This is a genomic window from Shouchella tritolerans (genome assembly GCF_025770735.1).
In the GTDB taxonomy this organism is placed as follows: domain Bacteria; phylum Bacillota; class Bacilli; order Bacillales; family Bacillaceae_D; genus Shouchella; species Shouchella tritolerans.
Window position 1 is genome coordinate 312,465 of sequence record NZ_JAODPB010000003.1, and the last position, 22,071, is coordinate 334,535.

At 44.3% G+C, this 22,071-nt stretch carries 15 protein-coding genes; 11 read left to right on the forward strand and 4 right to left on the reverse strand.

Annotated elements, in window-relative coordinates:
- Positions 1-12: 12 nt before the first annotated feature.
- The 4 genes from N6H06_RS11920 to N6H06_RS11935 form a co-directional block, all read right to left on the reverse strand.
- Entirely contained in the window at positions 13-537 is a 525-nt protein-coding gene (locus N6H06_RS11920) for a tripartite tricarboxylate transporter TctB family protein (RefSeq protein ID WP_263706771.1), read from the reverse strand.
- 69 nt (positions 538-606) lie between these two features.
- A complete protein-coding gene (gene gucD / locus N6H06_RS11925; RefSeq protein ID WP_213029139.1) occupies positions 607-2,043 on the reverse strand; it encodes an alpha-ketoglutaric semialdehyde dehydrogenase GucD in 1,437 nt (478 codons plus the stop codon).
- A 24-nt stretch (positions 2,044-2,067) separates the two neighbouring features.
- Positions 2,068-2,988 carry a 5-dehydro-4-deoxyglucarate dehydratase gene (gene kdgD, locus N6H06_RS11930; RefSeq protein WP_213029140.1) on the reverse strand — a complete coding sequence of 307 codons (921 nt, stop codon included), beginning with the start codon at positions 2,986-2,988 and terminating at the stop codon, positions 2,068-2,070.
- A gap of 122 nt (positions 2,989-3,110) precedes the next feature.
- Entirely contained in the window at positions 3,111-3,806 is a 696-nt protein-coding gene (locus tag N6H06_RS11935; RefSeq protein ID WP_062748602.1) for a FadR/GntR family transcriptional regulator, read from the reverse strand.
- Positions 3,807-4,068: 262 nt separating this feature from the next.
- On the opposite strand from N6H06_RS11935, the gene N6H06_RS11940 reads away from it, so the two are divergent.
- The 11 genes from N6H06_RS11940 (at position 4,069) to N6H06_RS11990 (ending at position 21,711) form a co-directional block, all read left to right on the forward strand.
- The gene (locus tag N6H06_RS11940) at positions 4,069-5,016 is read left to right on the forward strand and encodes a carbohydrate ABC transporter permease (protein WP_213029141.1); all 948 of its coding nucleotides are present in this window, start codon (positions 4,069-4,071) and stop codon (positions 5,014-5,016) included.
- A 20-nt stretch (positions 5,017-5,036) separates the two neighbouring features.
- Positions 5,037-5,867, forward strand: a complete 831-nt coding sequence (locus tag N6H06_RS11945; RefSeq protein ID WP_062748598.1) for a carbohydrate ABC transporter permease — start codon at positions 5,037-5,039, stop codon at positions 5,865-5,867.
- Positions 5,868-5,991: 124 nt separating this feature from the next.
- Entirely contained in the window at positions 5,992-7,341 is a 1,350-nt protein-coding gene (locus N6H06_RS11950) for an ABC transporter substrate-binding protein (protein WP_263706779.1), read from the forward strand.
- A 78-nt stretch (positions 7,342-7,419) separates the two neighbouring features.
- Entirely contained in the window at positions 7,420-9,234 is a 1,815-nt protein-coding gene (locus N6H06_RS11955) for a cache domain-containing sensor histidine kinase (RefSeq protein ID WP_263706781.1), read from the forward strand.
- Positions 9,227-10,828, forward strand: a complete 1,602-nt coding sequence (locus tag N6H06_RS11960) for a response regulator transcription factor (protein ID WP_213029143.1) — start codon at positions 9,227-9,229, stop codon at positions 10,826-10,828. The genes N6H06_RS11955 and N6H06_RS11960 overlap by 8 nt, the downstream gene beginning before the upstream one ends.
- Before the next feature lie 31 nt (positions 10,829-10,859).
- Positions 10,860-11,987, forward strand: coding sequence for a glycoside hydrolase family 88 protein (locus N6H06_RS11965; protein ID WP_263706784.1), 1,128 nt, complete (start codon positions 10,860-10,862; stop codon positions 11,985-11,987).
- 25 nt (positions 11,988-12,012) lie between these two features.
- The gene (locus N6H06_RS11970) at positions 12,013-13,866 is read left to right on the forward strand and encodes a DUF2264 domain-containing protein (RefSeq protein ID WP_263706786.1); all 1,854 of its coding nucleotides are present in this window, start codon (positions 12,013-12,015) and stop codon (positions 13,864-13,866) included.
- Positions 13,867-13,884: 18 nt separating this feature from the next.
- Positions 13,885-15,699, forward strand: coding sequence for a heparinase II/III family protein (locus tag N6H06_RS11975; protein ID WP_062748586.1), 1,815 nt, complete (start codon positions 13,885-13,887; stop codon positions 15,697-15,699).
- Positions 15,700-15,786: 87 nt separating this feature from the next.
- Positions 15,787-19,371: a glycoside hydrolase family 30 protein gene (locus tag N6H06_RS11980; RefSeq protein WP_263706789.1), complete on the forward strand. Its 3,585-nt coding sequence runs from the start codon at positions 15,787-15,789 to the stop codon at positions 19,369-19,371.
- Between the two features lie 442 nt (positions 19,372-19,813).
- Entirely contained in the window at positions 19,814-20,506 is a 693-nt protein-coding gene (locus tag N6H06_RS11985; protein WP_263706791.1) for a FadR/GntR family transcriptional regulator, read from the forward strand.
- Positions 20,503-21,711 carry a CynX/NimT family MFS transporter gene (locus tag N6H06_RS11990; protein ID WP_213029148.1) on the forward strand — a complete coding sequence of 403 codons (1,209 nt, stop codon included), beginning with the start codon at positions 20,503-20,505 and terminating at the stop codon, positions 21,709-21,711. The genes N6H06_RS11985 and N6H06_RS11990 overlap by 4 nt, the downstream gene beginning before the upstream one ends.
- Positions 21,712-22,071: the final 360 nt, after the last annotated feature.

The following is a 22,071-nucleotide window of genomic DNA, read 5'->3' on the forward strand; positions in this document are numbered from 1 at the left end:
TCCTTTCATTTGTTAACCAAATAGGCCAATTGGCAACATTAAGTTGAAGCCTGCCCGAAAAACATAATACAGTAGTAATGAGACTGCGAACGAGATCGGCAAAACAACTACAAGAAAGCGTTTTTTATGCCAATTTGTCATCAGTATCGATTGCACAGCCATGTACAATGTCGAGGCAAAAATAAAGCCGAGTACCGGCAGCGCCGCAACATAACCAATCAACAATAAGCTTGTTGCGATAACCGTTGTCGTTTCGTTGCCTGATTTTTGCTGTGGCTGTTCGGCATCCACGTTTGGCACGTCAACAGCAGATGCTGTCTCACTGGTTGGCGCTGTCTGTTTCTTAAGCCCGCTAAGTAAAAGAAGCGTGCAAAGCAGAAAAATGAAAACAGCCATCAACAGCGGCAAAAAGCGTGAACCAACGCCAATCGATAAAATCGTCAATGTCTCCATTCGCAAGGAAGCGACAAACATGAGCACCGCTAAACATTGCAATGCGATGCTTGCATAAACATCGGAATGGTATCGTTTGAGCAATCCGGTTCCTCCCTCTCTTGTAAGCGATTACATATTAGACTGCAGGAGATGCCTCCTGCGTGTTGCTTGTTATGCTTTCACAAAAACGGTTTTGACCGCTGTAAAAAACTCTTTTGCTGCTTCTCCCTGTTCGCGGGAATGGGAGCTTGATTGTTTCATCCCGCCAAACGGGGCTTGCAGTTCCACTCCTGCGCTTTCTGCATTGACCCGAATGAGGCCAGCGTCCATCTCTTCAATAAAGGCAAGCATACGGGTTATATCTTTTGTAAAAATCGAAGCACTTAACCCATACGGTACATCATTGGCCAAACGCAGCGCTTCTTCGATGCCGTTTACTTCAAATAAAGCTAGAACAGGCCCGAAAATTTCTTCTTGGGCGATAGAGGAACGATGGTCTTGGCATTCAAAAATGGTCGGCTCGATAAAATAACCTTTTTCTTGATAGATGGCATGCCCGCCAGTTAACAGCGTCGCCTTTTCACTCAGACCTTTATCAATGTAGGCAAGGCAATTGGCTAGCTGATTTTTAGAGGCAAGTGGTCCCATCCACGTTTTTGCATTAAGGCTGTCACCTACTACAATTTCTTTTGTCTTTTCTAAAAGCAACTTTTTAAAGGTGGAATAAACAGCACGGTCAACAAACACACGGCTTGTCGCCGTACACTTTTGGCCAGTTGACTTAAACGCTCCGCTTAATGTCGCGTCTACTGCTTGTTCAATGTCAGCGTCGGCGGCCACAATAACAGGGTTCTTGCCCCCCATTTCGAGCTGGTACTTCGCTCCCCTGGCAAAGGCTGTTTGGCCGATCTTCTTGCCTGTCGGGTTCGAACCGGTAAACGTAATCGCGTTTACCCCATGATGTTCGACAAGGCTTTGGCCAACCTTTCCCCCTGAGCCTGTAATAAGATTTAGGACGCCAGGGGGCAACCCAGCCGCTTCAAAGCATGCAACCACTTTTGCACACGTTACTGCCGTTTCTGAGGCGGGCTTTAGGACGACAGTATTTCCGTAAATGAGAGCAGGAGCCGTTTTCCAAAGAGGAATCGCAATCGGAAAATTCCATGGCGTAATCACCGCTACGACGCCAAGAGGTACACGGGTTGTATACATAAGCGCTTTTGGATCGCTTGCAGGAATGACATCGCCGTTCTTGCGCAGCCCTTCTCCTGCATAATAGCGGAGAATCGCAATGCCGCGCAGCGTTTCGCCTTTTGTTTCTGCCAATGTCTTGCCCATTTCCCGTGCCGCAGTCTCGGCAATATCGTCAAGGCGTTTTTCCATAATATCGGCGGTTTTATAGAGAAAAGCTCCCCGTTGTGCACCGCTTACCTTGCGCCACGGCTTCGCTCCTGCCTGTGCCGCTTGCACTGCCTGTTCTACATCTGCTTCAGTCGAATCTTGATACGTGCCGACGGTGTCGTTTAAATTGCCAGGATTGATGCTCTTTGCTGTGTGACCATCCGCAGCAGGCACCCATTGGCCGTTAATAAAATTATGTGCATCCATAAATAAGACTCCTTTTCTTATGGGTTATAGCGAAATTTGGTTGCGTGGGTATTTTTTGTGAGCGTTTTCTAAAATCTGCGCGAGCTGCTTGTAATGGCTTTTTTCGACAGGGGCAAGCGGAGCGCGGACATGCTCTTGAACAGGCAAGCCAACGATCTCCATCCCGGCTTTAATTAATGAAACCGCATAGCCTTTTTTCTGGCGGCGGATCGCATTAATTGGTAGAAGGACGTCATTGTAAAGGTTGCGAACAGCCTGATGATCACCACGTTTTAAAGCTTCAAAATAACTTCTGGAAATGTGTGGAATGTAATTGGAAATGGCCGACGAATACGAGTGGAAGCCAATGGGCCAATAAGCAGGCATCGTTAATTCTGCCATCGGCATGCCGTTAAGCCATAGCAACCGCTCGCCAAATCGCTGAGTGAATTCAATGTTTTGCTCCATATTGCCGATACCATCTTTTAATCCTACTAACTGTGGGTAGACGAGCAGCGATTCAAGTGTGTCCCCTTCTAATATAGCGTTATCACGCTGGTATACAATTGCGTGAAGGGAAGTTGATTCAATAATCGTTGACAAATAGGCGCGTAGTCCGCTTTGTTCGCCACTAATCAAGTAGGGAGGCAGGATTAAATAACCGTCGGCACCTTTTTCTTCTGAAAGCCGTGCGAAGGAAAGGGCGTCCTGGATATTTCCACCAACTCCTGTATAGAGGGGAACACGGTTTTTAGTCGCATCTACGGCAACATCCAACATTGCCCCATACTCCGCTTTGCTAAGGGCATGGAATTCCCCCGCTCCACAGGCCACAAAGATCGCTTCCAGGCCTTCTTCAATTAAAAACGTAATATTGCGGTGGAGCGCGTTTTCGTCAAGCGCTCCATTTTTATCAAAGGGCGAAACAGGGAAGCCGAGAATGCCAGTCAGCTTAGTTGTTTGCATCGTACCGATCAACTCCTTTTAAATAATTTTGTTTTATTGTAAGACAAATAAAATGGTTAGTCAATTTAAATTTGAAAATCACACAAAAAAACGTGCCTTTTTGGGGCACGTCTCTATCTTTGCTACTGGTTCGGGTCAAGGACCTTGTTGCGAACAAACATTAAGTGCTCATGCATTGCCCGAAAGGCAGCTTGCCCATCGCGATTGGCAAGAGCATCGTAAATAGCTTGATGGTGCGAAACCGTCTTATCCCGTTCCCTGTGTTTAATTTGCACATTTACTTTTGCATGGGTTAGCAAAAGCGAATCGACCATCCCTTGCAAAATCGGGTTGTCGACACTTTGGGCAATAATACGGTGAAACAGCAAGTCATGCTCGCCATAATCATCGTCCACACTTTCCTTTATCGCCTGAATCGTCATTTGCAACCGCTCCAAGTCGTGTGCCGATATTTTTTTAGCGGCAAAAACGACAAGCCCTAACTCTAGCGAAGTACGGGCTTCAATAATCGCTTCAATATTGTCGCTTACAAGGGAAAGCATTGTCGAAAACGGCTTGCTGCTAATTTTTTCTGTAAAATAAGTTCCGTCCCGTGTTTTCCGCTTCACAATTCCTAATGATTCAAGTGAACTCATCGCTTCACGCAGCACTGGGCGGCTGACGCCAAGCATCGAAATCAATTCCATCTCTGGAGGCAATTTGTCTCCCGGCTTCAACTTGTTTGTAATCAACAAGTCGACAATTTTTTCCTCTACCTGTTGCGCTAATGTCTGCCGGCTGACACGGCTTCCAATCAAATCAAGTTTATTGTCAGGCATTGTTGTCCCACCATTCTGCCAAAAGTATTCTTTATCTTATGATTTAATTGTAATACAAATAAGTGGAATTGCAAATGTAAGAGAAAGAGGAAAAGAACCATGTCTTTAAAGAATCCTTATTACCTAATTCGATCATGTTCGTTTTGCTGCGAGGGATGAAAAATAGAAGTAAAAATTATTGCAATTCTCATCAAAATAGCGTTAAGCAATGAGGCGGTTTCTTTCTTATAATGAAGGCAACTCGTCAGAGAGGAGATAACAAATGAGTATACAGACAGAAAAGTTATCGGCTACCTCGAAATCAGCCAGGTTGAGAAAGAAGCAAAAATCCCCACTTGAGAAAAATGAACATATAGCAGGCTGGCTTTTTGTCGCGCCGATGTTGATCGGTGTTTTTATGTTCGTGTTACTGCCGATTGCAGCAACGTTTGTGTTAAGTATGACAGATTGGAAGTTTGTACAGAACATGGATCAGCTGAAGTGGGTTGGTTTCGGAAATTTTACTGATTTAATGAGTGACCGTGTTTTTTTAAAGTCACTGTTAAACAATGGGATTTTTTTATTGACAGTCCCGATTTGTATGGCGATATCGCTTTTGTTAGCCGTGGTGATTGATAAAAGCGTTTACATGAAAAGCTACTTTAAAGTTGCTTTCTTTATGCCCTACATTTCAAGCGTTGTCGCTATTGCTGTCGTCTGGCAAGTGTTGTTTCATCCTTCCGCCGGTCCGATTAATCAGACATTAATGGCCTTAGGCATAGATAATCCGCCAACGTGGATTGCTGATCCAAATTTTTCCTTGATTTCGGTCATGCTTATTCAAATATGGATTTCTGTCGGGTTTAATTTGATCGTTTATATTGCGGGACTACAAGCGATTCCGAAACAATTGTATGAGGCGGCGGAAATGGATGGAGCCAATGGATGGGATAAATTTCGCAAAATTACATTTCCGATGGTGTCTCCGACTTCCTTTTTCTTATTAATCACAGGTGTTATTGCCAGCTTTAAAGTGTTTGATCTGATCGCGGTACTAACAAAGGGAGGGCCGATGCATTCCTCCAGTGTACTGGTTTGGCACTTATATGATACAGCTTTTGTCAATTTAGACATCGGCTATTCATCTGCGATGGCGATGGTCCTATTCGTGATTGTTTTTCTTATCACGATTATCCAATGGATCGGCCAAAAGAAGTGGGTTAACTACTGAGAAAAAGGAGAGACGGTTTTTTGAAAAAAATCAATGTCCGAAAAATCATTACCACAGTCATTATTTTCTTGACGAGCATTTTGTTTTTATTGCCATTCGCTTGGATGCTGTCTACGTCATTTAAAATTGAAGCCGATGTGTTCACTTATCCGATCCAATGGATTCCTGAAAGGTGGAACGGTTTTAACAATTATATGGAAGTATGGTTTGGTGATTATCCTTTTTACATTTACTATTGGAATTCTTTAAAAGTAGCCGTGTTCACAACCGTCTTATCTTGTACGGTTTCCGCGCTTGCGGCTTACGGGTTTTCAAAAGTAAGGTTTCCAGCAGGCAAATGGTTGTTCTTCATTGTCCTTGCGACATATATGGTTCCGCAACAGGCGAGTTTAGTGCCCCAGTTTATTTTGTATCGCCAAATTGGCTTGTTCGATAGCCATCTTGGACTTATTTTGCTAGGAAGCTTTAGTGTTCTAGGAACATTTATGCTACGGCAGTTTTTTATGGGCATTCATCATGAATACATTGAAGCGGCCAAGATTGACGGGGCAGGCCATTGGAAAATCTTTTGGCGGATTGCGCTGCCGATTGTCAAACCAGCAATTGCCACATATGCGATTTTGCGTTTCATTTGGACATGGAACGATTACCAAAATCCGCTGATTTTTTTACGGACGGATGCCTTGTATACGATTCAGTTGGCCATGCAAAAATTTACAACCATTAATGGCGAGTTTTATTCACTTATTATGGCGGCTGCTGTTTCTGCGATCTTGCCATTGCTGATTATTTTCATCTTTGGCCAAAAGCAAGTAATTGACGGCATTGCTCTTGGTGGGGTCAAAGGGTAATGGTCAAGAATGGATGTCAAATTATTGTTAATATCGGTAAAATTATTTTCGTCTTATGAGAAAAGCGCTTTGCTATAATCTTGTTTGAAAGGGTTTTCATAAGGCGTCCAAAGGGGGAGCAAGGATGAAGAGAAAACGAGTGTCCACTTTTTTTGCTTTTGCCATCTTTCTGTCCGGATTGGCCGGTTGTTCTGCCGACAGTACATCTGGAACAAATGAGAAGGACGGTAATCAAGATGATACAGTGACAATTAAATTCCATACCCATGGAAACGAGGCAAGCTATAATTGGGCCCACACGATTGCCGCTTTTGAAGAGGAGCATCCATCGATCAAGGTCGATTTGGTCATTTTAAGTGAGAAGGGTGATACGCAAGAAGCAACCCAAAAGCTAGATTTAGCTGCAGCTTCTGGCGAACAGATGGATGTATTGATGTTTAGTGACCCAGCCAGTTATGCTCAACGGGTTCATTTAGGCATGGTTGCCCCGATCGATGAGTTTATTGAAGAAGATGGTTACACGATGGCAGAAGAATATAAAGTAGATACGCAAATGAACGGCCACTATTATGCTTTGCCTGGCAAGTTCAATCCTTGGTATGTGCTTGTTAATAAGGACCATTTTGATGAAGCAGGACTGGAAGTACCGACCGACTGGACATGGGATGAATTTATGGAGTATGCAGAAGCCCTGACTACTGATGATCATTACGGTGTTTATTTCCACGGGCCGCAAGGTGATGGGTGGATGGAATACTTGAAATTGGCACTTGCAAGTGAAGAAGGGGACACAGAATTCATCAAAGCGGATGGTACGTCGAATCTTGATCATCCACTATTTAAAAAGACGTTGGAAATGCGTGTGAAAATGGAAAAAGAAGACCTGTCTTCTGTACCGTATACAGACATCATTTCGCAGAAACTCCATTATCGCAACCAATTCTTCGGTCAAGACGCAAGCATGATTCCGATTGGAAGTTGGATGAATACAGAACTAGGTGGAACCGACCAGTTTCCACTGGATTTCAACGTTGGGGTAGCGCCCTATCCAAAAAATGATTTAAGCAGTGAGGGCTATACGCCAGTGACTACTGATTACATGGCAGTAGCAGCAAATTCTGAGCATAAAAAAGAAGCGTACACGTTCATTCGCTGGTATACAACGGAAGGGCAAATGGTGCAAGGAAAAAATGTGCCATCTTGGAATGAAGTAACTGTAGACGGCCTTGGTTCGATCATTGATGGCATCTTAGCTGAAACCGTTTCTCCGGAAAAAGTCGATCGAGATGCACTCGTATATGTTTTACAACATGCCCAGTCCCCTAAAATGGTTGCTCCTGTCTCTTATCAAGCGGAGCTTTATAAAGTGATTGGTGAGGAATATGAGAAGCTTATCTTGGATGACCAGGAAATTGAAATGACGCTAGAGAATATGCAGACACGAACGCAAGAAATCATTGATCATAATCAATAATCGTTTGCTAAAATAACGAATTAGGGGCGCAATCCGTTTCCGTCCCCTTCTTATTCATTTCTAATGAGGAGGTTGGTTATGTGGATTCGGATAAAACAAACGCTGACGCCCCGTTCGTTTCGCTTTAAAGTAGTCTCGGTTACCGTCTTATGCATTATGGTGCCAGCGGTAATCACTTTGTATGTGTATAGCTATTTAACAAAAGATGCCATGAAGGAACAAGCGATGGTGAATGCTGAGCGCGAGCTAAGCATTGCCGGTGCATACGTCTCAAAGCTACTTGATGATATGTTATATGCCGTCAATTTTGTGCAACTCGATTCTGAAATGAACACAATATTAAAAAAGAATGCCAATCACGATCCACAGCAACAGCATTTAGGGTATGAAGACTATCTGGAAGACCAGAAGGTCACAAAAACGATTGAAAATATGACGTTGCTCGGTGAAAAATCATATGTCACGATCCTTCTTAAAAATGGAAAGCACTATTCGAACTATCCTGTTGCAGACTATAATCCTGAGAAACTGTTTCACGAACCTTGGTTTAAAGAGCTAGATGAAGTGTATGGCTATGAAACGATTTGGATTGGCAGCCAGCCAACTGTGTTTGCATCAGAGCAGGATAAAAACCGCTACCAACTTTCAGTCGCTCGAACATTAAGAGACGCCAATTTGCAAATTTATGGGTATGTGATTGTCACGAAGATGGAAACGGAAGTCAAACAGGCATTTGCGGGCGCGGATGGCAGTGGCGAAATGCTGCTCGTGGATGGTTCAAACCGGATATTATCACATCGTGATACGGAGCAAATTGGAGCAACGTTTTCTCCTGTGGCGCAAGTGCAGAACGCCGATGGTGCAAATGTGATTGAACTCGAAAATGAAACATACCTTTATGCCGATTATCCACTCTCTTATACTGGTTGGAAACTGGTTTCAGTCAATCCGTACAAACAAGCAATTAGTAAAATGAATCGTTTATTTGATACCGTATTTTTTGCCCAACTCATCACATTTGTTCTTTTTTTTCTGTTATTAACATCTGTGTTGAAAACGGTTACAAGTCCGCTGGTGCACCTTGGCCATGTCGCTACCAAGGTGCAAAGCGGGAAATTAAACGTCCGTGCGGACATCCAGAGCCAAGATGAAATCGGAAGGCTCTCCCATTCATTTAACCAAATGCTTGACCATATCAATGAAATGATTAACGAAATTACAGAAACACAGGCAAGAAAACGACAAGCAGAATTAGCGATGCTTCAAGCGCAAATCAATCCTCATTTCTTGTTTAATGTGTTGAATTCAATTCGAATGAAAGTGATGCGAAAAGGCGATGACGAAAGTGCAGAGATGATAAGTTCCCTTTCAAAGCTATTGCGGATGACGATAGACAAAGACAAGGGAATGATTCCATTGCAAGAGGAAGTCGAGATTGTCAATGATTTTGTCAAGTTGATGAACATGAGGCAGAAAGAAAAGGTCCAGCTGTTCACCGACGTCTCTGCCACAGCAAACGCCGAAATGATTCCTCGTTTTATTTTACAGCCCATTATTGAAAATTCCATTATTCATGGCTTAAATCAATGTGCTGGGACGATTTCTTTAAAAGCGTACAACAATGATCAATGCTTTGTCATCGTCATCAAGGACAATGGCCAAGGAATGAATGAGGAGACGTTAAAGCAGGTACGAAAAAGTTTGACATTCCAGGCAGAGGCAAGTACGGCTGTCCATAAAAACGGTTTTTCCAATCTTGGCATTTCCAATGTTTATGAACGGATGCGAATGACGTTTGGCGACCCATTCCACATGGATATTGAAAGCGTTGAAGGGCTGGGGACAAAGGTGGTCATGTGCGTTTCTAGAGGAGGTAAAAAGTCGAATGTATAAAGTGATGTTGGTTGAAGACGATTACCCTGTACTAGAGTTGTTATCAGAGGCGACTGACTGGAAAAAACTCGGGCTAACTTTGCAAAGTACCCATGAGAATGGGGTTAGTGCTCTCCAGTATGCTTTACAAAAAGAGATGCCGGATATTTTAATCACCGATATTGGGATGCCGAAAATGAATGGCATTGAATTAATTAAACAAATGAAAGAAAAAAACCCTGCTATTCAAGTGAGTGTTTTATCATGCCACAGTGACTATGAATTCACAAGGCAGGCGCTCCTATTGCAAGTTCAAGATTACTTGCTGAAAGATACCTTAAAGCCAGAAGATTTTGCCGCTGTTTTAAGCGAGTTAAAAAAGAACATTGAACAAGAACAGGAAAAGATCAAAACAGAAACGAAACTTCGACAAATAGCCGCGCAGAATCAGGAAGCGCTAAAACGGGATTTTTTAAGAAGGACAGTTTACCTGTCTACATGCAAAGATGAATGGTATGACGAAGCCTCCTCTTTCGGGCTGGAATTGAGGCAAAACACATACATTCCAGTTTTTTGCTTTGTGCAAAACTATCATATTGCTAAGTCGTCTTTTTGTTCCGATGACCAGTTTGCTATTTCTGTATCACGTCTAATGACGGAAACACTCGATGCTAAAGTTGTCCATATGCCTTTTTCAGTGAAGGAATCTTTTCTGCTTTTTCCTTTCCACTCAAACGTAAAAACAGACTGTTACGGCATCGCCATGGAGTATATCGGCCATATTCAGGCCGTTGTTCATTCAAATTTCGGCGTATCACTTGGGTTTATAATCGGTGAGCCTCTTCACAATCAACATGCTTTTAAGTCGGAGATCAAACGTTTATTAAACAGTAAAGACCAGCGTTTTTATATGAAACGCGGATCGATTGAAAAAAGTAAGCAAGAAGCGAGCAGGACAGAAGATGTTTTCACCTGGTACGACCAGGCGATTGTTGAAATCAGGCAATTAATAATTGAAGGAAATCGCCAGCAAATCAATACGACAGTAGGCAAATGGGTTGAATTGCTCGCGCACAAAAGATATTCGTGTGAAACGGTAAAGGAATGGGTGATAAAGCTGATCGTCGATTTAAAGATAAAATTACAAACGTTTCCATTTTATTATGTAAAAGATACGGCCGAAGGACTTCACGAAGAACTTTTGGCAATTGATTCTCTCGATGAGTTACAGGTTTGGCTGACCCATTATTTTCGTTTTCTCCTTTCAGCGGTAGCTGAAGGCACTTCACAACCAAAAAGGAAAGAAGTGTTGGAAGCATTGAAATATGTGTACACCCATTTAGAAAAGAAAATCATGCTTGAAGAAGTTGCCAATCACTTGTTTTTAAATCCAAGTTATTTTAGCCGTTTGTTTAAAAAGGAAGTCGGTGAAACGTTCGTTGAACATGTCACGAAAGCAAAAATAAATCGAGCGAAGGAATTGCTTGAGCAAACAGCTGAGCCAGTCGGAAAAATTTGCGAGCGGTTGGGCTACGACAATCAAAGTTACTTTATTAAAGTGTTTAAAAACCATGAAGGCGTGACTCCAATCGAATATCGGGGCGCAAGAGCATAACCTCAATATAAATAGGAAAGGTGAACTGAACATGGCGAATGATGAGCAATGGGTTGCAGAGGCATTGCAAAAAGTGTACGGAAAAGTAGGGCGAATGAACATGAAAATTGGCGCCAATTTTCCTCACGCAAGTGTGAATGGTTCTTATCAATTAGAAGAACCCCACTGGTGGACGGCAGGGTTTTGGCCTGGGTTGCTATGGCTGTTGTATCGAGAGACAAAGGATGAATCACTAAAAGAAACGGCCAAACAGTGCGAAAAGCAATTAGACTCTGTGATAACCGACTATTATAAACTAGACCACGATATTGGGTTTATGTGGACACTGACAAGCGTGGCGAACTACAAGCTGACAAAGGATGAAGATTCTAAGAGAAGGGCGCTGCTTGCCGCTAATCTATTAGCAGCAAGGTTTAACTGCAAGGGCAACTATATCCGTGCTTGGAACTCCCGTTATAAGGGGGATGAGAATACAGGCTGGGCGATCATTGACTGTTTAATGAACTTGCCGTTGCTGTTTTGGGCAACGAAAGAAACGGGAGATCCACGGTTTTGCCATGTGGCAAAAAAGCATGGGGAGACAGCGTTAAACCACTTTATCCGCGAAGACGGTTCTGTTCATCACATTGTGCAATTCAATCCGGAAACAGGCGAGAAGGAAAAAGCGCTTGGCGGGCAAGGGTTTTCTTCTGATTCTGCCTGGTCCCGTGGTGCAAGCTGGGCAATGTATGGCTTAGTGTTGCTTTACCGCTATACAGGTGAGAGCCAGTATTTACATGCAGCAAAAGGAGTGGCCCACTTTTTTATCGCTCATTTGCCTGATGATTTTGTCCCTTATTGGGATTTTCGGCTGCCTCAAGGAATAACAAACTATCGCGATTCTTCAGCAGGCGCCATTGCTGCGTGTGGATTGTTGGCCATTTCACAGTCCGTTGAACGAGCCGAAGCCAACATGTATAAACAGACGGCTATAAAGATGTTGCGGTCATTATATGACCATTACGGTGACTGGGGAAATGACGCTCAAGATGGTCTCATTTTACATGGCACTAGCCATTACCCTGAGGGGAAAAACATTGATGTTCCTCTTATTTACGGAGACTATTTCTTCGTTGAAGGGTTAACAAGCTTAAAAGCGGAATACGAGCTATTTTGGTAGCATGCCGCAGAAGGGGGACAGCAAAATGGCGAAAAACATTGACAGCGCTTCAACGCTCAAAACGAGAGACGATTTAGCAAAGTTATTACAGCAAGTATTGGCACCAACGACGCGTTATTATAGCGAAGGATGTGCCCGCTTGGAATTAGGGGGCACGGGGGTGGCTTACTCCCGCTCAGTCGCTGGATTTGAGGGTTTTTCACGAATATTATGGGGCCTCGTTCCATTGCTTGCTAGGTCAGAGGAGGCAGATCACCAGTTGAAGCTCCATCTAGAAGGGATGAAAAATGGGACCAATCCCCAACATCCCGAATATTGGGGAGACGTGACTGACTACGATCAACGAGTGGTGGAAATGGCTGTCTTCGGTCTTGCTCTTCTGCTCATACCGGAAAAAATATGGGTGCCGTTACAGGAGGAAGAAAAGGAAAATCTATACCACTGGTTAGCACAAATAAACGATGTCGAAGTATGGGACTGCAACTGGCTTTTCTTCCCTGTTCTCGTAAATTTAGGGTTTAAACAGGTCGGCTTGCCTTATGATCAACGCAAAATCGCTGACAATTTGGAGCGAATTGACCAATTTTATCTAGAAAACGGTTGGTATGGAGATGGTTTAAACGGCCATCGTGACTATTATGTTCCTTTTGGGTTCCATTATTACGGGCTCGTCTATGCCAAAGTGATGGAGAAGGACGATCCAGTTCGTGCCGAGCGTTATAAGGCTAGGGCAACGGAATTTGCGAAAGCGTTTATTTATTGGTTTGCCAAGGATGGTTCAGCAATACCATACGGGCGAAGCATGACCTATCGCTTTGCGCAAGCAGCGTTTTGGAGCGCTGCCATTTTTGCAGGCATCGCCCCTTTTTCGGTAGGCGTGATGAAGGGCCTACTGTTCCGCCATCTGCGTTGGTGGTGCCAGCAGCCGATTTTCGATAATCGCGGATTATTAACGATTGGTTATGCCTATCCGAATTTAATCATGGCTGAAAACTATAACTCGCCAGGCTCCCCCTATTGGGCGTTAAAAGTATTTTTGCCGCTGGCACTCGATCAAGACGATTCGTTTTGGGAAGTGGAAGAGGAGCCCTTGCCCAGGTTAGAAAAGCACATTGTACAAGAGGCGCCTCGTTTCATTCTCTGCAGGGATGAACGCGGCCACCACGCTTTCGCCTTTAACGCCGGCCATCTATCGACAAACGGGCATACCCACACTACTGCTAAATATGAGAAGTTCGTTTACTCGACTGCTTTTGGCTTTAGTGTTCCCCGGGCAGAGTGGGGACTGGAGCAAGGAGCTTTTGATTCCGCGCTTGCCTTGAGCGAAAGGGATAACCTTTACCGTGTAAAAAGGCAGAGCGAAGAATATACGATTGCTAGGCAGTTTCTTTATACAAAGTGGAAACCTTGGCAAGACGTTGAAGTGGCAACATGGCTAATTCCAGGTGTACCATGGCATGTACGCATCCACAAAATTGAAACAAACAGATTGCTCGACGCAGCAGACGGTGGGTTTGCTTTAGGGCTGGAAGGAAATGAAAGCGAATCGTTCGAACAGCTCTCTAGTGGCGCCAACTGTTTAGCAAAAACGGCAACGGCCGCTAGCGGAATCGTCAATCTATGTGAAGGCGGCGACACAGCGCTTGTTTTCCCCCATGCAAATACGAACCTTTTACACCCACGAACCGTGATTCCGACTGTAAGAACGAGAATCGATCGGGGCACAACTTTTCTCGTTAGCGCTGTGTATGGAGAAGTCGATGGTCACTTGCAAGCACAGAGCTGGGCTGCTGTCCCTAGCGTCCGCATGTTTGCTAACAAATTTATCGTTTCTTGGCCCAACCGAGAACCAGTTGAAGTGACCTTGTATAACGAATAAAAACGAAAGGAATTAGTGATGAACGCAAAACAAATAAAACCGTTGCTAACAAGCAGCCGCTCTTCACTTCTATTTTCCTCACAACAGCAGCAAGAGGCGTGGTTTAAAGCGATTCACAAGAAACCGGCATATCAAGGGATGATTGATGAAATAAGAGAGGAAGCAAACAGGCTTCAAAGAGAGCCTTTGCTTGACATGCCGTTTTCAGCGTTTATACGCTTTCGTGATCACGGCACTCGCCTTGAATACGAAAAGAGCTACTTTAAAAAAAGGCGCAGGCTGAATACATTTGCGCTAATGGCTTTAATGGAACCGGACCAAACACATTATCTAGAACAGTTGCAAGACGCGGTTTGGTCGATTTGCAATGAGTATACGTGGTGCTTACCGGCACATTTAATGAATAGCCCGGAAATGGACACAACGAGTCCGCACATAGCCAACCAATCGGCATACACGATCGATTTGTTTGCTGCTGAAACAGCGTTTACGTTAAGCGAAGTGTATCAATTAACGAAAAACAGACTAGACCCATTGATTCAAAAACGGATTTTAGCAGAAGTTGACCGAAGAGTGTTGCTCCCGTTTTTAAGCGAGCGCTCTTATGAGTGGGAGACAGCAACCCATAATTGGGCCGCCGTATGTGCAGGCTCCATCGGTTGCGCGGCCATGCATATTTTGAAAGAGAATGAGGCACTGGCTACGCTTTTAGAACGGGTCCTTCATGTACTAGATTGTTACTTATTAGGATTTAATAGTGACGGCGTTTGTCAAGAAGGCTACCACTATTGGCAATATGGATTTGGCTATTACACATACTTTGCCGATTTGCTAAAAGTAAAAACGAAAGGGGCGATTGATTTATTTCAATCAGAAAAAGCCCACCAAATCGCATTATTTGCGCAAAAGTGTTTTCTTTTTGAAAAGAAAATTGCTAATTTTTCCGATGCTCTGCCAGTAGCAACCATTTTTTTAGGACTGATTCATTACTTGCACAATCGTTATCAAGACGTGGAGGTACCGGAAGCTAGACTGCGCGCCTCTTACACGGAAGACCATTGTAGCCGCTTTGCCCCTGCGCTGAGGAATTTATTATGGTTTGACGAAAACATATCCGGCCAACGTTGGCAAAATAACAGCTACTACCTAAAAGACTCCCAATGGTTTATTGCCCGAAAGGCGCCCTATGCGTTTGCCTGCAAAGGAGGGCATAACGACGAACCCCATAACCATAATGACGTTGGCCATTTTATTTTACAAGCAGAGGGAGAAGCGTTCTTAAAAGATGTAGGCAGCGGAATGTATAGCGACGGCTACTTTGGAAAGGAACGCTACACCTTTTTATGTAATGGTTCCCATGGCCATTCGGTCCCGATCATTAATCACCATTACCAATCTGCAGGAAGAGAACAGTTTGCGACTATCACCAATGTAGAAATTGGAAAGACATGCGACCGTCTTGAAATGGAATTGCAAAACGCCTATAAACTGGAGTCACTGCAATGGTTAAAAAGAAGCTTTACCTGGAAAAAGGCATCAGAGCATGGTTTGACTCTAGTTGACCAGTACCAATTTACGGACGATCCTAAGTCGATTATAGAGCGTTTTATAGCTCCAAATCTGCCGATAACCACCACAGACAGCAGCATTATCCTGGAAGGCAAGCACCGGCTTCAAATTCGGTATGATCAGCAGCTGCTTGAATGGACGGTTAAAAAACATCCATTTATTAATCATTTTGGTGAAGAAGAATCTGTACAGTTGTTTGATTTTACCGTAAGAGAGCCGAAGCGCTGTTTTGATGTCCTGTTTGCCTTCGATTTTCTCCATTGATGATCCGTTTTTAACTACAGGCCTTGATCGGCTGTTTCCTGCAAATGAACAGTAAAGAAAAATTTCAGTCAAACGGAGGAGGTCTGTATGACAAAGAAAAGAATCGTACACACGATATGGATGGTTTGCTTGCTTTTTAGTTTCGTGTCTTCCGTGCCAACAAACGAAGCGCAAGGAGAAGTAGTAACCAAAACGATTTCCATCGATGGGGAGGACGTCGATCCTCATAACCGCTTTAAAGGGTTTGGAGCTGTTTCGGCCAATAATACGACACGGTTATTAATCGATTACAAAGATGAGCATCCCGAAAAATATTGGCAGATCATGAATCAACTCTTTAATCGCGAAACAGGTGCTGGGCTGGCCCATGTTAAAGTAGAACTTGGAGCTGACGTGGACTCTTCTTCCGGGACGGAACCAGCGACGATGCGTTATAGCGATGAGCCCGCTAATGTGCTAAGAGGTGCTGGGTTCCAGTTTGCCGCAGATGCCAAAACGATCAATCCTGATATTACGACTGAAATCTTGCGCTGGGGCGAGCCACGCTGGACATGGAGCGGTGCGGCTAATAACGAATATGAGAATCGGTACCAGTGGTATAAACAGACGATTGACGCTGTTTATGAAGAATATGGTTTTAAACTAGATTACGTTGGCATATCGCAAAATGAAAGGGCGATCAATCATAATGGCCGCATTGAAGTTGATTGGCTCAAGTATTTTACTGCAAGGATAAAGGAAGAACCCAACTATGAATCCGATTATCAAGACATAAAGCTTGTGGCAGCAGACGGTTATCGTGATACGGCATCGATTAGTCAAACATTACTTGACCATCCTGAGTTAATCGACGAAATCGATGTTATCAGCTCACACTATGGATTAACCGGCTCGCTCGAGCTGGCGCAGTTGCAAAAGAAAGTAAGCGCAGAAGGCAAGGAGCCAAAAGAAGTATGGGTATCTGAAGGAATTGCCCCGATGATCAATGCACGCTACCGCCTAAATATGGAGCCACAGTATAACGGACTAGGGGGCCAGGCAGGCATTGTCGATGTTGCGTCCCGTATTATTTCTGTTTATTCGTGGACAGGGGCAGGCGATCTGCCGCTTGAAGCGGTCTCATTTGACTTTCAGCCGTCTGTAGCTGCCTTTTATGAAGGCTCTTCTTACAATCCTAAACACCTTATTAGTGCCTCCGACCCATGGTCAGGTTTCTATGAAAGTGATGGTGGGGTCCAAGCTGTCCGCCATATTATGAATTTTGTCGGCTACGATGATCGTACGACTCCTGAAAATGAGCGTTGGCAATATGTAAAAGGTGCTACTTATAGCGACGGCCATTTTTTTGACGGAGGCGTCGACGTTGATACGAGTACCGATAACTATATGACAGTAAAAGACCCTGAAACCGATGATTACACGACCATTTTTGCTAACAATACAAAGAAACTGCGCAAATACAAGATGAAGGCTAAAAATTTGAGTGGAAAAGAGAACGCAGAAGTGCATGTCTGGGAAACACGAGGACCAGATGAAGGGCAGGCATATGATGAAAACTGGTTTAAAAATATTGAGACCATTAAACCTACCCGTGGCGAATTCGAACTCGAAGTCAAACCCTATTCGATTGTGACCATTACTACATTGGATAGAAAAGCGGACATCGAAAACTTTGAATATCAATCACAGCCAGTCGATCTAGCAAAAGACACGATCATGGCGTTGCCTTACACGGATGAGTTTGAATACGATGATTACCCATCTGATGAAAAAGGCAGGGATTATGTTGAACGGCGTGGAGGCACCCCTCGTTATACGACCGATCAACATGGTGCGTTTGAGGTCGTGACAGAAGCGACAAAACCAGTTTCTAAAGGAAGCGCTGAACGTACGAAACGTAAAATACCAGAAGCAGCCGCCCACGGAAATATGTTGCAACAAAAAATCACCCCTGACATCATTGGCGCAGAATGGGCTGTCTGGGGGGGAACAGACGGAGCAGAAGCAACCAGCAATCCTTATACAGTGATTGGAGATTTTCGTTGGGTCAACTACAAAGTGTCCTATGACTTTTTATTAGACAACTATACGCCGGAAGAAACAGGTAGAGAGAATTATGCACTCATTGGCGTTCGTCAAGTGAAAGCTGGCGGCACAGATTCTTCTGCCCCTTACAATGCTCGTGTGTTTTCGGACGGCAGGTATGAAATCTTGAGAACGGGCGCCGTTGTTAAAGAAGGCACAATGGAGGGCTTTGACCACGAAGTTTGGCATAACCTGGCCTTTGAAGCGAAGGAAAACGTGTTTACGCTGTTCGTTGACGGAAACGAAATTGCTTCTTACACCGATTCGGATTCAACTGTCATGGCTGGCAGGGTTGTGTTAGGTTCAGGTTACTATGAAACTTTATTTGACAATTTAAAAGTTGAACCGATTCCGGGCTACGCTTTTGAATCGGAAAAATACGACAGTGCTCAAGGGAAAGTATACAAGTCGGAAGCACAAGCTCTTGCAAATATCGATGAGGCCAATCCTATCGGCTATATCGGAAACTGGCAGTATACACAAGCTGGATACGCTCATTTTAACCGAACGCTAATGACAGCAGAGACAGATGTACCTGTTTGGAGCGGAGTTACAATCACCCATCAAGATTCAACAACGGAACAAGGATCGTTAAATAAAGTGTTTTATTCAGGGGACTGGTCTTCAAACAGCGCCAATGCCTGGGGAGCAAACGGAGCTGCTTTTGAAATCACCTTTAAAGGTACAGGAATTAACTTGTACGGTATCACCAATCCCGCAAATGGGAGCGCCGACATTTATTTAAATGGGGAATGGGTCGGCGAAGCAAATTACTTGAACAATAGTGAACTCACCAAAATGGTCTGGCAGATTGAAAATCTGGAAGACAGACAACATACGCTCAAAGTAGTCGCAAAAGAACGGTATACTAGCTTTAGCAAAGCCGAAATTACGACGGCAGTTCCTCCATTTGCTGTAAAAAAACGAGGACCGAGCGAGATCGTAAAATTATCGGATGAGGCGGAAATTGGAGCTGAAGAAAATACGGTATATGCATTTAGGAAAAATGCATCTTGGGGATCAAACGACACGAATGCGTGGGCCCATTTTGATGATGACCCTTATCTTTTCATACACTTTACTGGCACCGGCATCGATTACCTTGCTGGGAAAGAAGAACAGACGCTATACAAGTTCGAGCTTGACGGGAAAAACGTGGGCAACTTTGGAGTCGATCCGCGTACAGGGATTCGATATACCACCAGAGATCTTGAAGAGGGGCCGCACACATTAAAAGTGTCGCTTGGAGATAATGAACGCAAAGAAACGTTTATGGATTACCGCGGAGTCCATATTTATAGTACGCCTCAAGCAGGCGAGCCAACGAGCACGATGATTTTTTCATTCGAGGGTTCGGGCTTTCATTTATTTGGCGCGACGCCAGATGCAGTGATTGACGTCGTTATTGACGGCCAATTAGTCGCTGAAAATGAACGAATCACTTCTAAAGGGGACCGGCAAACCTCTTACCATATTAGCGGCTTAGAAAACAAGAAGCATCTAGCAAAAATTGAAGTGAAAGGCGGCACATTTGTAGTTGATGGACTTGACGTGATCACAGGGACAACAGAAGTCAAGGAAAAGTGATTCAGCATTCAAGTGTTAATCAGGCATTGAGCAGTGATTATAAATAGGATGAACCAGTGCCCTTCAGGCGTTTTTAGCCACCAACGGTTGACCGTGAAAAGAAATGGCGTTCCGTACACGTGCGCATTGATGTATTTCGCTTAAGATGATCGAGCTCTTATTACAGAAGAGCTCGATTCGTTTTGTATTTCATTCATCGTCGCTTGAGAAAATGCCTTGGTTGGAAAACGTCAACGAAGCATTTGTCCAATTAGCTTGCCAAAGCCATAGTCATACAGAAGTAGGGGGCTCAAGAGAAAAAACAAGTTCAAATTTCTTTCCTTACTTGCCGTAGTCGTTTTAGCTGTCAGCCCATTTTGTTGTCTTCCTTATTAAGGACATGATATAATACCAATCATCCAGACATCCTACGTTTGGTAATTGCATATAGGAGGATTGACATATGCTTCAGAAAACAAACCGGCAAACGCTGGTTGAGCAAGTGGCACTACAAATGGAAAATATGATTGAATCCGGTAAGTGGGGTGTTGGGATGCGCATCCCGGCCGAGCCGGAGTTGATGGCCGAATTAAATGTGAGTCGCAATACGTTAAGAGAAGCGATTCGGGCGTTGATCCATGCGGGCCTTTTGAAGACGAAACAAGGAGATGGAACGTACGTTTGTTCTTCGAGTACTTTAGGAGTTGTATTGAAAAAACGTATTTTGCATTCTGATACGTTGCAAACGTTGGAAGTCCGGTATGCACTTGAGCGTGAGGGAGCACATCTGGCGGCCCAACGGAGAACCGACAACGAGGCGCACGAACTTCTTCTTCAGTTGGAACGTTGCGAGGATGCGGCAAACCTCGGTGACATTGATCGCTTTGTAACAGCGGACATTCATTTGCATCAAAGGATCATCCATGCATCTCACAATGAAATATTGATTGAAATTTACAGCCATATCGCCGAAGCGTTGCACGATTCGATTACAAGCCTAACTCGTTATGAAGTCGATGCCAATTTCGTGGAAATGCATCGGCAACTGGTCGAAGCCATTGTTGCTAAGGACGGTGATCGTGCCGTAGTAGCGGTTCATCGCTATATTGAGGAATCGAAGGATGTTATCAGTAAAGAAGAGGGAGAGCAGCCATGAGCGTACAAAGTGTCACGAAGTCAACTGTGGCGAAGCAGTCGACTTCATTGAGTTGGGCGCTCGTCTTTGGCATCGTCCTGATCTCACTAACAATGCGGTCGCCACTAACGTCAGTTGGCCCATTGGTAGGATCAATTCGCGAGTCCCTTGGGTTATCGAACACTGTCGCAGGCCTGCTGACGACATTGCCGTTGCTGGCTTTCGCGCTCCTTTCCCCATTCACGCCTACGTTGGCGCGCCGTTTCGGGATGGAACGAGTCTTGTTTTGTGCATTGGTTCTCCTTATGACGGGAATCGCTGTTCGCTCGCTGAGTGCAACCATTCCTTTGTTTGCAGGCACTGTTTTACTTGGCCTCTCGATTGCAGTGTGCAACGTGCTCATTCCGAGTCTAGTTAAACGGGACTTTTCTAATAACGTTGGACTAATGACAGGGATTTACGCAGTGTCGATGAATTTATGCGGTGCGATCGCATCTGGCATCAGCGTTCCCCTTGCCCGTAATCTCGGTTTCGGTTGGAATGGCGCACTTGGAGTCTGGGGCATACTTGCTTTGATCGCTGCGCTATTTTGGTTCCCTAGAGTTCGGGGGAATCACACATCAGCTGTGGGCACAACGAATGGTGCGATGGTAAGGCGAAGCCTGTGGCGTTCACCACTGGCATGGACAATTACGCTTTTTATGGGAATGCAGTCTCTCCTTTTCTATGTTTTGATCACTTGGCTGCCTGAAATGATGACAAGCCGGGGGTTGAGTGAAGATAGCGCTGGTTGGATGCTATCGCTTTTTCAAATGGCTACGCTTCCCGTATCCTTTATCGTGCCAATCCTTGCAGGACGCATGAAGAACCAACGTTTACTGGTCACCATAATGGCTGTTTTGTTTTTTGTTTCATTAGGCGGCTTTTATTTCGGCAATCAAGCATTTATTTCGTTATGGACGATTTTACTCGGAATTGCCGGTGGATGTGCGTTTAGTTTGGCTATGATCTTTTTAAGTTTGCGGACGAAAGATGCCTACGATGCAGCTTCTTTATCCGGTATGTCCCAATCTGTTGGCTATTTGTTGGCGGCAACAGGACCAATCTTGTTCGGTTTCCTCCACGATGTCACAGCGGGATGGAATCTTCCACTACTGTTGTTGTTTGTCGTTAGTGCTGTGCTGCTCTTATGCGGCCTAGGTGCGTCAAAAAACCACACCGTATAAAGCTCTTACTAGAAAGAGCCTCGTATTAGTTAAAATGAATGCTATAAATGATCAAATTGACTTCCAGTAAACTGTTAAAATCAAAAAGAATAGAGACAAAGCGCGCTCCCAAGGAATTGCCCCTTAACTATGATTTGGTTCACCACGTTTGGAGTTTCGACAACGACATGCAAAAAAGTAAGCGGCAAAACCCGCCCCTGGAATAATACTTGGGCGGGTTTTTCGGCGTGGTTCTGCGCACTTGCTTTCGCGGTACAGTTCTTCCATCGAGATTGGTCGTGAGGAAAGCCTTGACGTAGAGTGCACTCTAGGTGATAAGCTACACTTAATTTCGTGGTGAAAGGAGGAATATCCAATGTT

Excerpts from the sequence above, each read along its gene's own strand:
- gucD (WP_213029139.1), bottom strand. The coding sequence starts at position 2,043 with ATGGATGCACATAATTTTATTAACGGCCAATGGGTGCCTGCTGCGGAT.
- kdgD (WP_213029140.1), bottom strand. The coding sequence starts at position 2,988 with ATGCAAACAACTAAGCTGACTGGCATTCTCGGCTTCCCTGTTTCGCCC.
- N6H06_RS11935 (WP_062748602.1), bottom strand. The coding sequence starts at position 3,806 with ATGCCTGACAATAAACTTGATTTGATTGGAAGCCGTGTCAGCCGGCAG.
- N6H06_RS11940 (WP_213029141.1), top strand. The coding sequence starts at position 4,069 with ATGAGTATACAGACAGAAAAGTTATCGGCTACCTCGAAATCAGCCAGG.
- N6H06_RS11950 (WP_263706779.1), top strand. The coding sequence starts at position 5,992 with ATGAAGAGAAAACGAGTGTCCACTTTTTTTGCTTTTGCCATCTTTCTG.
- N6H06_RS11955 (WP_263706781.1), top strand. The coding sequence starts at position 7,420 with ATGTGGATTCGGATAAAACAAACGCTGACGCCCCGTTCGTTTCGCTTT.
- N6H06_RS11960 (WP_213029143.1), top strand. The coding sequence starts at position 9,227 with ATGTATAAAGTGATGTTGGTTGAAGACGATTACCCTGTACTAGAGTTG.
- N6H06_RS11965 (WP_263706784.1), top strand. The coding sequence starts at position 10,860 with ATGGCGAATGATGAGCAATGGGTTGCAGAGGCATTGCAAAAAGTGTAC.
- N6H06_RS11970 (WP_263706786.1), top strand. The coding sequence starts at position 12,013 with ATGGCGAAAAACATTGACAGCGCTTCAACGCTCAAAACGAGAGACGAT.
- N6H06_RS11975 (WP_062748586.1), top strand. The coding sequence starts at position 13,885 with ATGAACGCAAAACAAATAAAACCGTTGCTAACAAGCAGCCGCTCTTCA.
- N6H06_RS11980 (WP_263706789.1), top strand. The coding sequence starts at position 15,787 with ATGACAAAGAAAAGAATCGTACACACGATATGGATGGTTTGCTTGCTT.
- N6H06_RS11985 (WP_263706791.1), top strand. The coding sequence starts at position 19,814 with ATGCTTCAGAAAACAAACCGGCAAACGCTGGTTGAGCAAGTGGCACTA.
- N6H06_RS11990 (WP_213029148.1), top strand. The coding sequence starts at position 20,503 with ATGAGCGTACAAAGTGTCACGAAGTCAACTGTGGCGAAGCAGTCGACT.